Below are 14,391 nucleotides of genomic sequence, written 5' to 3'. Positions count from 1 at the left end.
GGTCATGACCGATTCCCCAACGACCGGCGACAGCCCGGTCGTCGACATGCGCGGTATCACCGTAGAGTTCTCCGGCCTCAAGGCGCTCGCGGACGTCGACTTCCGCCTGTTCCCCGGCGAAGTGCACGCGCTCATGGGCGAGAACGGAGCCGGCAAGTCCACGCTGATCAAGGCCCTCACCGGGGTTCACCGACCGGCGGCCGGGACCGTCCTCCTGGAGGGCGAGCCGGTCGAGTTCACCACTCCCGGCCAGGCACAGGACGCCGGGATCAGCACCGTCTACCAGGAGGTCAACCTCTGTCCCAACCTGTCGGTGGCCGAGAACATCCTGCTCGGGCGGGAGCCGCGCCGACGGGGCGCCATCGACGGAAGGGCCATGCGGGCCCGCGCCACGGAACTCATGGCGCGCATCGGCCTGTCCATCGACCCGGCCTCAGTACTGAGCAGCCACTCCATCGCCCTGCAGCAACTGGTGGCGATCACCCGGGCCCTGGTGGTGGACGCCCGCGTGCTGGTGCTGGACGAACCGACGTCCAGCCTCGACCGCGACGAGGTCGAGGAACTGTTCCGCATCGTGCGGGTCCTCCGGGACGAGGGCGTGGCGATCCTGTTCGTCTCCCACTTCCTGGACCAGGTCTACGAGATCGCCGACCGGATGACGGTGCTGCGCAACGGCACCCTGGTGGGGGAGTACCTGCCCCACGACCTCGACCGCATGGCTCTGGTGTCGGCCATGCTGGGCCGCGAGGTCGGCGTCCTCGACGAGGTCGAGCGCCGCTCCGAGGAGCGCGGCCCGGGGAGCGCGCCCGTCCTGGTCGCCCGAGGAGTCGGGCGGGCCGGCGCGATCGAGCCCTTCGACCTGGAGATACACGAGGGAGAAGTCGTCGGCCTCGCGGGCCTGCTGGGCTCCGGACGCACGGAACTCGCCCGGCTGCTGTCCGGCGCCGACCGGGCGGACACGGGCACGCTCATGGTCGACGGCGAGACGATCCGGCCCCACGGGCCGCGTTCCCTCATCGCCAAGGGCGTCGCCTTCTGCTCGGAGGACCGTAAGGCCGAGGGCGTCGTCGAGGACTTGAGCGTCCGCGACAACCTGATCCTCGCCACCCAGGCGGCACGGGGCTGGGCGCGACCGGTGGCCCGCCGCACCGCCGAGGCGATGGTGGCCGAATCCATCGAGAGGCTGGACATCCGCCCCGCCGATCCGAACGCCGTGATGGGCAACCTGTCGGGCGGCAACCAGCAGAAGGTCCTGCTGGCCCGATGGCTCGTGACCCGGCCCCGGCTCCTCATCCTCGACGAGCCCACGCGCGGCATCGACGTCGGCGCCAAGGCACAGATCCAGAAGGTGGTCGCCGAACTGGCGGCCGAGGGCATGGCGGTGCTGTTCATCTCCGCCGAACTGGAGGAGGTGGTACGCGTGTCCGACCGGGTCGTCGTGCTGCGTGTCCGGCACAAGGTGGCCGAACTGTCCGGTGTCGACATCTCCGTGGACTCCGTGATGCAGGCCATCGCCGCGGACGCCCGCACCGGTGTGGCGGTCGCCTCGTGAGCCGCGGACGCCTGCTCTGGCCCCTGATCGCGTTGGCCGGCCTCATCGTGCTCAACGTCGTCTTCACCCCGTCGTTCCTGGAACTGCGCGTCCAGGACGGACACCTGTACGGCAGCCTCGTCGACATCCTCCGCAACGGCGCACCGACGTTGCTGATCGCGGTGGGCATGACCCTGGTGATCGCCACCCGGGGCATCGACCTGTCCGTCGGCGCGGTCGCCGCGATCGCCGGCGCGATCGGCTGTACGTGGATCGCCGACGGCGGGGACGCCCCGACAGCGGTCCTGCTGGCCCTCAGCGTGTGCGTCCTGCTCGGACTGTGGAACGGCTTCCTCGTCTCCGTCCTGGGCATCCAGCCGATCATCGCGACGCTCGTCCTGATGACGGCCGGACGCGGAGTCGCGATGCTGCTCACCGAAGGACAGATCGTCACCATCCGCAATCCGGCCTTCCGGCAGATCGGCGCGGGTTTCCTCGTCCTGCCGATCGCGATCCTGATCAGCCTCGCGGTCCTCCTCGCGGTCGCCCTGCTGACCCGCCGTACCGCCCTCGGGATGCTGATCGAAGCCGTCGGCGTCAACCCCGAGGCCAGCAGACTCGCCGGGGTCCGCTCACGCACCATCACCTGGACCGTCTACGTCTTCGCCGCGCTCTGCGCGGGCGTGGCCGGACTGATGATCAGCTCCAACGTCAGCGCCGCCGACGCGAACAACGCGGGTCTGTGGATCGAGATGGACGCCATCCTGGCGGTGGTGATCGGCGGCACCTCGCTCGCCGGCGGCCGCTACTCCCTCACCGGCACCCTCGTCGGCGCGCTCGTCATCCAGACCCTGACCACGACCGTCTACACCATCGGCGTGCCGACCAACACGACCCTGCTGTTCAAGGCCGTGGTGGTGATCACCGTATGCCTGCTGCAGTCGCCGCGGGTGGCGCGGGCCGTCAGCGGCCGGCGCACGGCACCCGCTCCCACCCCCCGATCCCAGAAGGTGGCCGCCGGATGAGTACGTCGACCCTGGCCCCCACGCGCCCGCGTCTTCCTCAGCGCTTCCTGCCCGTCGTCGCGACTCTCGTGGTCTTCGTGGCGACCTTCGGCATCGGATCGGTCCGCTACCAGGACTTCGCCTCCGGCCAGGTCGTGGCGAACCTCTTCATCGACAACGCCTTCCTCATCGTGCTTGCCGTGGGAATGACCTTCGTCATCCTCACCGGAGGCATCGACCTCTCCGTGGGCGCCGTCGCGGCACTGTCGACCATGATCGCCGCCGCCACCCTCAAGGCGGGCTGGCCACCGCCGCTGTCCATCCTCGCCGTCCTGGTGGTCGGCACCGGCCTCGGCCTGCTGATGGGCCTGGTCATCCATCACTTCGACGTCCAGCCGTTCATCGTCACGCTGGCAGGGATGTTCCTGGCCCGGGGCCTGTGCTTCCTCATCAGCGTGGAGTCGGTGTCCATCACCGACACGTCCTTCCGCGACTTCGCCACCGGCACCCTCGTGCTGCCCGGCGGCGTAACCCTGACCTACAGCGTGCTCATCGCCCTGGCCGTGGTCGCCGCCGCCCTGTACGTACTCCACCTCACGCGCTTCGGCCGGACCGTCTACGCGGTGGGCGGCAGCGAGTCCTCTGCGCGGCTGATGGGACTGGCCACCGCACGGGCGAAGGTGGGCGTCTACGCGGTGAGCGGATTCTACTCGGCGCTGGGCGGCCTGCTGTTCGCCCTCTACATGCTCTCCGGATACGGGCTGCACGCCGTCGGCATGGAACTCGACGTCATCGCCGCGGTCGTGATCGGCGGGACCCTGCTCTCCGGCGGCGTCGGCTATGTGGCGGGATCGACGGCCGGCGTCCTGGTCCTCGGCACCGTCCAGGCCCTGATCTCCTTCGAAGGCACCCTCAGCTCCTGGTGGACCAGGATCGTCATCGGCGTTCTCCTGCTGGCCTTCATCGCCCTGCAGCGCCTCATCGTGCGGCAGCGGCACTGAGAAACCCGCTGCTCCGCGTCCGAGTCGGCCCACCACCCCACGAGGAGAACACCGTGCGACTGCGAAGAATCCGCCGCGCCCTCATGGCCGGAGTGGCCCTGGTGGCAGCTCTGCTGCCGCCCTCTCCCGCCCATGCCGCCGCACCCGACTCACCGGCCCTCTCGTACTCCAACCCCCTCGCGAACCAGAGAGCCGATCCGCACATCTTCAAGCACACGGACGGCTTCTACTACTTCACGGCGACCGTCCCCGAGTACGACCGCATCATCCTGCGCAGAGCCACCACCGTCCAAGGGCTCTCCACCGCCCCCGAGACGGTGATCTGGACGAAGCACGCGACCGGGGACATGGGCGCCCACATCTGGGCGCCGGAGATCCACTTCATCGACGGCAAGTGGTACGTCTACTTCGCCGCCGGACGCGCCGACGACGTGTGGAAGATCCGGATGTACGTCCTGGAGAGCTCCGCCGCGAACCCGCTGACCGGCGGCTGGACCGAGAAGGGCCGCATCGGCACACCGATGGACAGCTTCGCGCTGGACGCGACCACGTTCGTGGTGAACGGCGCCCGATACCTCAGCTGGGCGCAGCAGGACCCGAACATCAGCAACAACTCCAACATCTACCTCGCCAGGCTGGCCAACCCGTGGACCATCAGCGGGACGCCCGTGCGACTGAGCATGCCCACGTACGGCTGGGAGACCGCCGGCCACAAGGTGAACGAAGGGCCGGCCGTGATCCAGCGCGGCGGCAAGGTGTTCATGACGTATTCCGCGTCGGCGACGGACAGCAACTACTGCCTCGGCATGCTCACCGCGCCGGCCGCCGGGAACCTGCTCGATCCCGCGGCCTGGTCGAAGAGCCCCACGCCCGTCTTCGCGAGCAACGCGGCGACCGGGCAGTACGGTCCGGGCCACAACTCCTTCACCACCTCGGAGGACGACAGGAGCGACGTCCTCGTCTACCACGACCGCAACTACAAGGACATCAGCGGCGATCCGCTCAAGGACCCCCACCGCAGGACGCGCGTCCAGAAGATCTACTGGAACGCCGACGGCACACCCCACTTCGGCATTCCGGTCGCCGACGGCGGTACTCCGCAACGCCTGTCGTCCTCCAACTACCCGGACCACTACATCCGGCACTGGGACCACCGGGCCAAGCTGGAGCCGAACGTCACCAACCTCGCCGACTCGCAGTTCCGCACGGTGAGCGGTCTCGCCGGCAGCGGCACGGTCGCCCTGGAATCCGCCAACTTCCCCGGCTATTACCTGCGTGCCAGGAACGGCGAGGTGTGGGTGGACAGGAACGACGGCAGCGCGGCCTTCGCGGACAGCGCGAGCTTCTACCGGCGCCCCGGGTTGGCCGATCCGGCAGGCGTCTCCTACGAGGCCTACCGCCTCCCGGGGCGGTACCTCCGGCACTACGGCTTCCTGCTGCACGTGCAGCCCGTCGCCGGCACGCTCGCCCACCAGGACGCCACCTTCCACCAGCAGTGACCTCCGTACCTCTCCGACCGGCTCGCAGCAGCTGACGGCCCCCAAGGAGCAGACGTGCACGTCATCCACGGCAGAGGAACGGTGAGACGAGGGATTCTCCTCGTCCTCGCGTTCGTCACCGCGATCGGCATGAGCCTGACCGGCGCGGAACGCGCCGAAGCCGCACCCGGCCCCAGTTTCACCAACCCCGTCGTCGACGTGCCCAACAGCGCCGACCCGACGCTGGTCCACCACGGCGGCTTCTATCACTACGTCGCGACGACGTGGTCGTCCGACATCGTCATGCGCCGCTCGCCCACCATCGCCGGCCTGCGCGACGCACCGGAGCGGCTGGTCTTCCGTACGGCCGGGACAGGAATGTGGGCGCCGCATCTGGAGATGGTCGGTGACCGCTGGTACCTGTACTACTCGGTCGAGCAGTCCGGCGGGCCGCGTCGCACGCATGTCCTGCAGAGCTCCGGTACCGATCCTCTCGGGCCGTACACCCATCGCGGCATCATCGATCTCATGCAGAACAACGGGTGGGCGATCGACGCGAGCCTGCTGCGGCTGAACGGTTCTCTCTACATGACGTTCTCCGCCTTCTCCCCGGCGGACAACCTGCAGTCGCTGTACATCGCCCCTCTGTCCAACCCCTGGACCGCCGGCGCGCACGGGACGCGGATCTCCGCCCCGACGCTGGCCTGGGAGCGGCAGGACGGGGCGGTCAACGAAGGCTCCTTCGCGCTGCAGCGGGGCGGCCGTACCTTCCTCACGTACTCGGCCAGCCACTGCGACGGACCCCACTACAAGCTGGGGATGCTGGAGTACACCGGGGGCGACCCCCTCGCCGCCGCGTCGTGGGCCAAGGCCCCCCAGCCGATCTTCCAACGCAACGACGCCGCCGGGGTGTTCGGGCCCGGACACCACTCCTTCTTCACCTCGCCCGACGGCACCGAGACCTGGATCGCATACCACGCGAACTCCTCGGCGTCGCAGGGATGCGGGACCACGCGCACCACGCGGGTGCAGAAGATCTCCTGGAACGCCGACGGCACCCCGAACCTCGGCACCCCGGTCTCCACCTCGACCGTGCTCCAGGGACCGTCGGGGGAGTCGCCCGTCCCGGCGGCACCGGCCGCTCTGCGCAACCGGCACAGCGGTCTGTGCCTGGACGACTACAACTGGGCGACGGCGCCGGGAGCGGAGGTACGCCAGTGGACGTGCGGCGGCGCCGCGGTCCAGAACTGGACCCTGACCCCCGCGGCGGGCGGGTACCACCAGATCCGTAACGGCCACAGCGGCCTGTGCCTGGACGACAGGGACTTCGCCACCACGCCGGGATCACCCGTCCAGCAGTGGACGTGCAACGGCGCGACCGTGCAGCAGTGGAGACTGGTGCCGACCACGGGCGGCTACTCCACCCTCGTCAACCGGCACAGCGGTCTGTGCCTCGACAACTACAACTGGGGCACGGCGCCGGGCTCCGAGGTCCGCCAGTGGACCTGCAACGGCAACAACGCCCAGCAGTGGAACATCGTCTGATCCTCGAACGGCGGGGCGGGAGAGGCGCCTGACGGGCAGAAGCCCAGGCCAGGCGCCTCTTTTCGTGCCATGGCCTGCCCGCCTTCAGGGCGCGACCGTGCTGAAGGCGTGACGCGCCACACGTGACTCGGATGCCGCGCGTGGGTCAGCGCCTCGTATGTTCCTTTTCTGGCAGTCTGCTGCTTCATGTGTCGGAAATGGCACCAGAACGTCCCCAGGGGGTGCGCGTGAACGCGGTGAAGCGGAGCCGGACGGCGAGGGCCGCGGCAGGAGTCTCGGCCGGGGTGCTCCTGCTGCTCACGGGGTGTGATGTGCCGGGGGTCTACCGGCCCGCCCGCCCCGTGAGCGGCGGTCCGTTCACCTTCTACGTGAGTCCGGACGGCGACGACGAGAACGACGGCATGTCGCCGGAGAAGCCCTGGCGGACCCTGGACCACGCCGACACCGCCACGTTCCGGCCCGGTGACAGGCTTCGGCTCAAGGGCGGCGAACGGTTCCGCGGCGCCGTCACCCTGGAGGAGGGCGAGGCGGGCAGCGCGGCGCGGCCCGTGGTGATCGAGTCGTACGGCACCGGCCGGGCCACGATCGTGCCCCGCGGCACCTCCGGCATCACCGTGCACGACACCGCGGGCGTCGAGATCAGGAACATCGCACTGGTCGGCGACCGCAAGGCGCTCCGCGAGGGGGTCGGGATCGCCTTCCGCGCCACCCGCCCCGGGGAGCGGAGGCTCGCCCACGTCAGGATCGCGAACGTGGAGGCGCAGGGCTTCCAGAACGGGATCAGCGTCGGCGCGGAGGAGGACGCCGTCACGGGCTACAGCGACGTGCGCATCAGCGATGTCTCCGTGCACCACAACCTGGAGGCCGGACTCGCCTTCTACGGCCCGGAGTTCGAGGCGGACAGCCCGGTCTACGCGCACACCGGGCTGCGGATCGAACGGGTCACGGCGGCCTCCAACACCGGCGACCCGGGCAACGACAGGCGCAACACCGGAAGCGGCATCGCCCTCGGCAGCGTCCGGGACGCGAAGGTGCTGCGCTCGGTGGCCCACGACAACGGCGCGCGCTCCGCGGCCGACGCCGAAGAGGGCCCCGAGGGCATCTGGGTGTACGACTCCACCGGCGTGGTCCTGGAGAACAACCGCTCCTACCGAAACCGGACCGGATCCCGGGTGGACGGCGGCGGCTTCGGCCTCGACAACAACGTGTCCCACTCGGTCATGCAGTACAACCTCGCCTACGGCAACGACGGGCCGGGGTTCCTCGTCTACTCCGGACAGGCAACCGGCGCCCACCGGGACAACGTCGTCCGCTTCAACATGAGCTGGGACGACGCGCGGAAGCTCCCCGAGTACGGTGGCATCGTCGCCTACGGCTCCCGCATGACGAACGTGGACATCTACAACAACACGGTCGTGATGCGGACGCGGAACCTCGCCTCGGCCAAGGCGGCGGGAAACGGGCCCCCGGCTCTGCGGCTGCGAGACGGCATGAGCGACGTGAGTGTCCACGACAACATCCTCGCCACCGACGGGGGCCCCCTGATCGAGGCGGAGTCGTCGTACCTCCCCGGCACGCACCAGCTCCAGGGCAACGTCTACTACAGCATGGGCCCCTGGTCGCTGACCTGGGGGAGTCGGCGCTTCACCGACCTCGCCGACTGGCGTATCGCCTCCGGCCAGGAGCTCCTCGGCGGTGAGCCGGCCGGCACCGGCGACGACCCGTGCCTGCGCGCTCTGACCGTACCCGTCACCGACCCGGCCGGAGCGGAGAACCTGGTGCCGCGCTGCGGCGACGAGGTGTCCGTGAGTATGGGCCCGCAGGCCTCGGGCGTCGACGCGGGGCCCGTCGACTATTTCGGCAACCGGCTTCCGGAGGCCCTGCGGCCCGGCGCCGCGCAGCAGCGCACCGCCCCTTGAGCCGGACAGCGATGGCTCCGGAGCCGGCGTACACCGGCTCCCTGGAGCATTCCCCCTGACGTCCTCGGCGACCGGACGTGTCATGACGTCGCCCCGCCCGGCCGAGGACCGGTCGGGCGGGGCGGGGCGGCGTCGGCGGGCAGGGGGTCGGTCTAAGCCCCGCCGGTCGGCAGGGCCGGGGACAGCAGGTGGGTGGGGTCCGCCTCGACGGCCGGCGAGGTGATCGTGGCCCGCAGCGGCTTCCCCGCCCGCGCGGCCGGCGGCCGGTCCGCCGGCGCGGGACGGCCGAGCGCCTTGACGGTCCAGCCCGCGGCCCGCCACTCGTCGTGCGGGAGCGCGTTGCGGGCGTCGACGAGGACGGACGTGCGGACGACCCGGGCGAGCTTCACCGGGTCCAGCTCGCGGTACTGCCCCCACTCGGTGAGGTGCAGCACGAGCTCCGCCCCCTGGCAGGCCGTCAGGAGGTCGGCCTCGCAGCGCAGTTCCGGATGGGCGCGGTGCGCGTTCGCGGTGCCCTCCGGGTCGTGCACCCGGACATCGGCGCCCTGCCGGTGCAGCGCCGCCGCCACCGCCAGCGCCGGCGAGTCACGCACGTCGTCGCTGTTCGGCTTGAAGGTGGCGCCCAGGACGGTCACCCGGCGGTTGGTCAGGTCGCCCCCGGCCAGCTGACGGGCGAGTTCGACGGTCCGCGTCCGCTGCCGTTCGTTGATCTCGTCGACCTCGTTCAGGAAGGCCACCGCAGGGCCGACCCCGAGCTCCTTGGCCCGGGCGCTGAACGCCCGGATGTCCTTGGGCAGGCAGCCGCCGCCGAAGCCGAGACCGGCGTTGAGGAACCGCCGGCCGATCCGCGTGTCGTGGCCGAGGGCGTCGGCGAGGGTTACCACGTCCGCGCCCGTGGCGTCGCACACCTCGGCCATCGCGTTGATGAAGGAGATCTTCGTGGCGAGGAAGGAGTTGGCGGCGACCTTGACGAGCTCGGCCGTGCTCGGGTCGGTGGCGATGTACGGTACGCCCGCGTCCAGCATCGGGGCGTACAGCCGGCGCAGCGTCTCGTCCGACTCTCGGCCGGCCGTGCCGACGACGATCCGGTCCGGCCGCAAGGTGTCCTCGACCGCGAATCCCTCACGCAGGAACTCGGGGTTCCACGCCACGTCGGCCCGTACGCCCGGCGGGACGAGCCCCGCGACGCGGGCGGTCAGGCGCGCGGTGGTGCCCACCGGCACGGTCGACTTGCCGACCAACAGACACGAGGCCGGCAGGTGTGGCACGAGCCCGTCGACGACCGCGTCGACGTACCGCAGGTCGGCCGCGTGCGAGCCGGCCTGTTGCGGCGTGCCCACGCAGATGAAGTGGACCTCGCCGTGTACCGCCGCTTCGCGCAGGTCGGTGCCGAAGCGCAGTCGCCCGGAGTCGAGGGCCCGGGTGAGGACTTCGTCGAAACCCGGTTCGTAGAAGGGGGGCCGGCCTTCGGCGAGGGCCGCGATCTTCTCGACGTCGACGTCGACGCCGAGGACGTCGTGTCCGATGTCGGCCATGCACGCGGCGTGCACAGCTCCGAGGTAGCCCGTTCCGATGACGGTCAACCGCATGCGGTGTTCTCCTGTCTGAACGCGGGGGCGGTACGCGACGGGTCAGGTCGCGTAGCCGTACGGGTTCTGCTGCTGGAAGGCCCACGCGTCACGGCACATGGCGGCCAGGTCGCGCCGTGCGGTCCAGTTCCAGGCCGAGGCGACCTTCGTGGGGTCGGCGACGAGTTCGGCGACGTCACCGGGGCGGCGCTCGGTGACACGGTGCGGGATCGGCCGCCCCGACACCTGCTCGAAGGTACGCACGAGCTCGAGGACGGAGGCGCCGCGCCCGGTGCCGAGGTTGAAGACCCGCATGCCCGGCTCGTCGTCGATGTGGTCCAGGGCGGTGCGGTGCCCCTCGGCGACGTCCACCACGTGGACGTAGTCGCGGATCCCGGTGCCGTCCGGGGTGGGGAAGTCGTCGCCGAAGACGCTGAGTTCGTCGCGGCGGCCGACGGCGATCTGGGTGAGGAACGGCATGATGTTGTTCGGCACGCCGCTCGGGTCCTCGCCGAGGAGTCCGGTGGGGTGGGCGCCGGCCGGGTTGAAGTACCGCAGGGCCAGGACCCGGAGCTCGGGCACGTGCCGGCAGACGTCCGCGAGGATCCGCTCGCAGGTCCATTTGGTGGTGGCGTACGGGTTGGTCGGCGCCGCCGGAGACTCCTCGGTCAGCGGGACGGCCGTGACGTCGCCGTAGATCGAGCAGGAGGACGAGAACACCAGTCGGTGCACGCCGTGGTCGTGCATGGCCGAGACCAGGGACGTCGTGCCGCCGACGTTGATGTCGTAGTACGCGAGCGGGATCCGCACCGACTCGCCGACGGCCTTCTTCGCGGCGAAGTGGATCACCGCGTCGATCGGGTGGCTCGTGAAGACGGTGTCGAGGGCCCGCCGGTCGCGTACGTCCGCGACATGGATCGCCGCGAGGGGGCGGCCCGCGATCTTCGCGACCCGCTCGAGGACCTCGGGCGAGCTGTTGGAGTGGTCGTCGAGGACGACGACCTCGTGGCCGGCGCGGAGGAGCTCGACACAGGTGTGGCTGCCGATGAAACCGGCGCCGCCGGTGACCAGGACGGCCTGGGGCACGGGAACCTCATTTCTCGATCGGTCGCAGGGGCCGTCACCAGGCGTAGAAGCCGGTGAGGTAGGTGGGGAAGACGACGGCCGCGAGCCCCAGCGGGAACAGCGACAGCAGGCCCGCGATGAGCGGCAGTGCGGCCGTGCGCAGCGCTCGGACGGCGGGGACTCCGGTGGCTCGCGCCGTCTCCTTGACGTGCAGCGTGCCGATCGCCAGCGTCACCGCGGTGTACGAGGCGGAGCCGAGGAGGCAGAGGAAGACGTAGCCGACGGCAGGGCCGGTGAACTGGCCGACGAGGGCTGAGCCCGACAGGAAGACCGTGATGAGCAGGTACGGGGCGACGGCGCGCAGCGGAAGGGGCTCCAGGCCGTCGCGCCTCTTCGGGGTGACCTTGAAGGTGATCGGGCGGGGCCGCAGCTTCTGGGTCACCGCTGCAAGGACGCCCCAGGCTACGTACGGCCACCGGGAGAGCCCGAAGAGCCAGATCTCCCAGCTGAAGATCGGGGCGTCCTTGGGGCGCAGCATCCCCCGGCGGCGGCAGAGCAGCGTCAGCAGGATCAGCCAGACGGACATGCTCCAGAAGTGCCCCAGGAAGGCGAGGTAGTTGACGTCGATCCAGGGCGCGCCGGTGATCGCGGCGATCGGCGGCAGCAGGATGCCCATGACCGTGGCGCCGGCGAGCAGCGGGTAGTACATCAGCGCCGCGGCGAAGCGCACGCGGAGCGGCAGGGGCATGCGGCCCAGATGGCGCGGCAGCATGCCCAGCAACATGACGGCCAGGCTGCGGGACCACTGGAACTCCTGGGTGATCATCGCGCCGAAGGTGAGGGGACCTTCGCCGTGCGCCTCCGCGTCGATGGCGAACGCGCCCTGCCAGCCGGCCGAGGTCAGCAGGAACGAGGTGGAGAAGTCCTCGGCGAGCTCGGGGCCCAGACCCCCGATGTCCCGCAGCGCCTTCGTCCGGACGGCGTAGTGCGAGCCGATGCAGACCGGGGCGAGGCCGTCGGAGTGGCCCAGCTGTACGGGTCCGTGGAACATGGCCTCGCGGTGCAGCCGGCCGCGGGCCGCCCAGGACTCGTCGGCGTTGGAGTCGCAGACGCTGGGGGCCGCGACGTAGCCGACGGCACGGTCGGCGAAGGGGCGGACGACCTCGGCGAGGTACGTGGGCCCGGGGACGTGGTCGCAGTCGAGTTGGGCGACCACGTCGTACAGCTCGTAGCCCCAGTGGTCGTAGAAGAAGGCGAGGTTGCCCTCCTTGCACCGCGTGCGCCGGGGCCAGTCGGCCCGGTGGTAGTCGGCGCGGCCACGCCGGCAGGAGACGTTCACGTCATGGGTGTGGCACCAGTGAAGGATCTCCTCGCTGGGGTCCTCGTCGCAGAGCCAGACGTCGTAGGTGTGCGGGAAGTCCTGGTCGAGCATCGCCTCCAGGGTGCGGCAGGCGATGTCCCAGCCCTCGGACGGGGCGCGGGTGACGACGAACGCGGTGCGGACCAGGGGCACCCGGACGGCGGGGTCGAATCGACGCATCCGCAGCAGCGCGACGAGGAAGTGCACCGGCAGATAGGTCAGGTACAGCAGGAGGGCGCTGTTGACGATCAGCCCCGTCCAGCCGATGCGGTGGGACGGTTCGAGCCACCAGACCCAGAACCAGACCAGGCAGGCCGCCCAGGCGAGGGACAGCAGCGCGACCAGGAAGCGGTCGAAGCGCGAGAACGCCCGGACGAAGCTGGACGGGCGCGCGGTGAGTCCGCGTGCCGGGCGCGCGAGGACCGGGCCGTCCGGGCCGATGGAGGCCACTGCGCCGTTCGACAGGGCGTGGATCTCCGCGCCCAGCGCCTCCCACTCCGCCGGCGAGCCGGGAGCCGGTGAGGAGAGCGGGGGTACCTGGACGGTGTCGGTCCCGTGGACGGGACCTTGCTCCAACGACGTCATGGCAGCGGGTTCTCCAGGCGGTGCGACGGGGTGAGGGGCCCGGGAGAGGAGGCCCGACGGACTCGAGGCCGCGGCGGGACCGGCGGGAGGCCCGCCGCGGCGCGTGGATCAGCCACCCGCGACGGGGGCGCCGGGCGCCGGGGACGCCACGCCCGTGGCGGCGCCTGCCGGGCCGGGGATCGTCTGCGGCTTGAAGGGCGCAGGCGTCGCCGCGGCCGGCGGGACCGTCGCGTCCTGGCCGCCGCGGATCGCCGAGGCCGAGGCGGCCAGGCGATCCGCGTGCGCGCCGAAGTACGCGACGGTGCGCCGCAGGCCCTCGGTGATGTCGATCTCCGGCTCCCAGCCCAGTACCTCGCGGGCACGGGTGATGACCGGGCGGCGACGGACCGGGTCGTCGACCGGCAGGGGGTGGTGCTGCACCTCGGAGGACGAGCCGGTCATCTCCAGCACGAGGGAGGCGAGTTCGGACACCGTGCGCTCGACCGGGTTCCCGAGGTTGAAGGGGCCCATGTCGGAGGCGTCGAGGAGAGCGACCAGGCCGCGGACCAGGTCGTCGACGTAGCAGAAACTGCGGGTCTGCCCGCCGTCGCCGTAGATGGTGAGCGGTTCGCCGGTCAGGGCCTGGGTGATGAAGCTGGACACCACACGACCGTCGTGCGGGCGCATGCGGGGGCCGTAGGTGTTGAAGATCCTCGCAATGCCGACGTCGACTCCGTGCGTGCGGTGGTACGCGGCGGAGACCGCCTCGGCGTAACGTTTCGCCTCGTCGTAGACGCTGCGCGGACCGATGGAGTTGACGTTGCCCCAGTACGTCTCCTCCTGGGGGTGGACCAGCGGATCGCCGTAGATCTCGCTCGTCGAGGCGAGGACGAAGCGCGCGCTGTGACGCAGGGCCAGGCGTAGGGCGTTCTCGGTGCCGCGGCTCCCGACCGCGAGCGTCTCCAGCGGGTGGCGCAGATAGTCGGGCGGGGAGGCCGGGGACGCCAGGTGTGCGACGGCGTCGACGCGGCCGGCGACCTGCACGGACACGCTCACGTCCACGTGCTGGAACTCGAAGGCCGGGTGGGCCAGGAGAGGGGCGATGTTCTCGGGATCGCCCGTCGAGAAATTGTCGAGGCACACCACGGAGTCGCCGCGCCGCAGCAGCGCCTCGCACAGGTGCGACCCAAGGAATCCACCGCCACCGGTCACGGCAACGCGCATGTGTTCTCCAGGAATGAGAAGCGGAAGGACGTCGAGATCCGCTCGCACGGGACGTCGAATGACGGAATGACCTGACGGTCCGAAAAGCAGAGTCATCCCGGAAGACGCAGAACGAGAGTATGGGCATACGTA

At 70.6% G+C, this 14,391-nt stretch carries 10 protein-coding genes; 6 read left to right on the top strand and 4 right to left on the bottom strand.

Features of this window, described 5'->3' with window-relative positions:
* Positions 1 to 4 precede the first annotated feature (4 nt).
* The 6 genes from ACIPPS_RS06925 to ACIPPS_RS06900 all read left to right on the top strand — a co-directional run bounded on the left by ACIPPS_RS06925 (position 5) and on the right by ACIPPS_RS06900 (position 8,478).
* Entirely contained in the window at positions 5 to 1,552 is a 1,548-nt protein-coding gene (locus tag ACIPPS_RS06925; RefSeq protein ID WP_401427803.1) for a sugar ABC transporter ATP-binding protein, read from the top strand.
* The gene (locus ACIPPS_RS06920; RefSeq protein WP_401427801.1) at positions 1,549 to 2,556 is read left to right on the top strand and encodes an ABC transporter permease; all 1,008 of its coding nucleotides are present in this window, start codon (positions 1,549 to 1,551) and stop codon (positions 2,554 to 2,556) included. The genes ACIPPS_RS06925 and ACIPPS_RS06920 overlap by 4 nt, the downstream gene beginning before the upstream one ends.
* Positions 2,553 to 3,536 (top strand): galactofuranose ABC transporter, permease protein YjfF, encoded by a 984-nt coding sequence (gene yjfF / locus ACIPPS_RS06915; RefSeq protein ID WP_401427799.1) that lies wholly within the window; start codon positions 2,553 to 2,555, stop codon positions 3,534 to 3,536. The genes ACIPPS_RS06920 and yjfF overlap by 4 nt, the downstream gene beginning before the upstream one ends.
* A gap of 83 nt (positions 3,537 to 3,619) precedes the next feature.
* Positions 3,620 to 5,035, top strand: coding sequence for a family 43 glycosylhydrolase (locus tag ACIPPS_RS06910; RefSeq protein WP_401429496.1), 1,416 nt, complete (start codon positions 3,620 to 3,622; stop codon positions 5,033 to 5,035).
* An 81-nt stretch (positions 5,036 to 5,116) separates the two neighbouring features.
* On the top strand, positions 5,117 to 6,559 hold the full coding sequence (locus ACIPPS_RS06905) for a family 43 glycosylhydrolase (protein ID WP_401427797.1): 1,443 nt from the start codon (positions 5,117 to 5,119) through the stop codon (positions 6,557 to 6,559).
* Between the two features lie 227 nt (positions 6,560 to 6,786).
* Positions 6,787 to 8,478 (top strand): right-handed parallel beta-helix repeat-containing protein, encoded by a 1,692-nt coding sequence (locus ACIPPS_RS06900; RefSeq protein ID WP_401427795.1) that lies wholly within the window; start codon positions 6,787 to 6,789, stop codon positions 8,476 to 8,478.
* A 152-nt stretch (positions 8,479 to 8,630) separates the two neighbouring features.
* Here the strand turns inward: ACIPPS_RS06900 and ACIPPS_RS06895 are convergent, their stop codons facing one another.
* The 4 genes from ACIPPS_RS06895 to ACIPPS_RS06880 all read right to left on the bottom strand — a co-directional run bounded on the left by ACIPPS_RS06895 (position 8,631) and on the right by ACIPPS_RS06880 (position 14,259).
* On the bottom strand, positions 8,631 to 10,067 hold the full coding sequence (locus tag ACIPPS_RS06895) for a UDP-glucose dehydrogenase family protein (RefSeq protein ID WP_401427793.1): 1,437 nt from the start codon (positions 10,065 to 10,067) through the stop codon (positions 8,631 to 8,633).
* Positions 10,068 to 10,109: 42 nt separating this feature from the next.
* On the bottom strand, positions 10,110 to 11,132 hold the full coding sequence (gene galE / locus ACIPPS_RS06890; RefSeq protein ID WP_401427790.1) for a UDP-glucose 4-epimerase GalE: 1,023 nt from the start codon (positions 11,130 to 11,132) through the stop codon (positions 10,110 to 10,112).
* Between the two features lie 34 nt (positions 11,133 to 11,166).
* Positions 11,167 to 13,056 carry a glycosyltransferase family 2 protein gene (locus ACIPPS_RS06885; RefSeq protein ID WP_401427787.1) on the bottom strand — a complete coding sequence of 630 codons (1,890 nt, stop codon included), beginning with the start codon at positions 13,054 to 13,056 and terminating at the stop codon, positions 11,167 to 11,169.
* 108 nt (positions 13,057 to 13,164) lie between these two features.
* Positions 13,165 to 14,259, bottom strand: coding sequence for a UDP-glucuronic acid decarboxylase family protein (locus ACIPPS_RS06880; protein WP_401427785.1), 1,095 nt, complete (start codon positions 14,257 to 14,259; stop codon positions 13,165 to 13,167).
* Between the last annotated feature and the right edge of the window lie 132 nt (positions 14,260 to 14,391).

Source organism: Streptomyces sp. NPDC090127 (genome assembly GCF_044746945.1).
In the GTDB taxonomy this organism is placed as follows: Bacteria; Actinomycetota; Actinomycetes; order Streptomycetales; family Streptomycetaceae; genus Streptomyces.
Note: the sequence above shows the minus strand (reverse complement) of the source record. Positions and strands in the feature narration are given on the sequence as shown.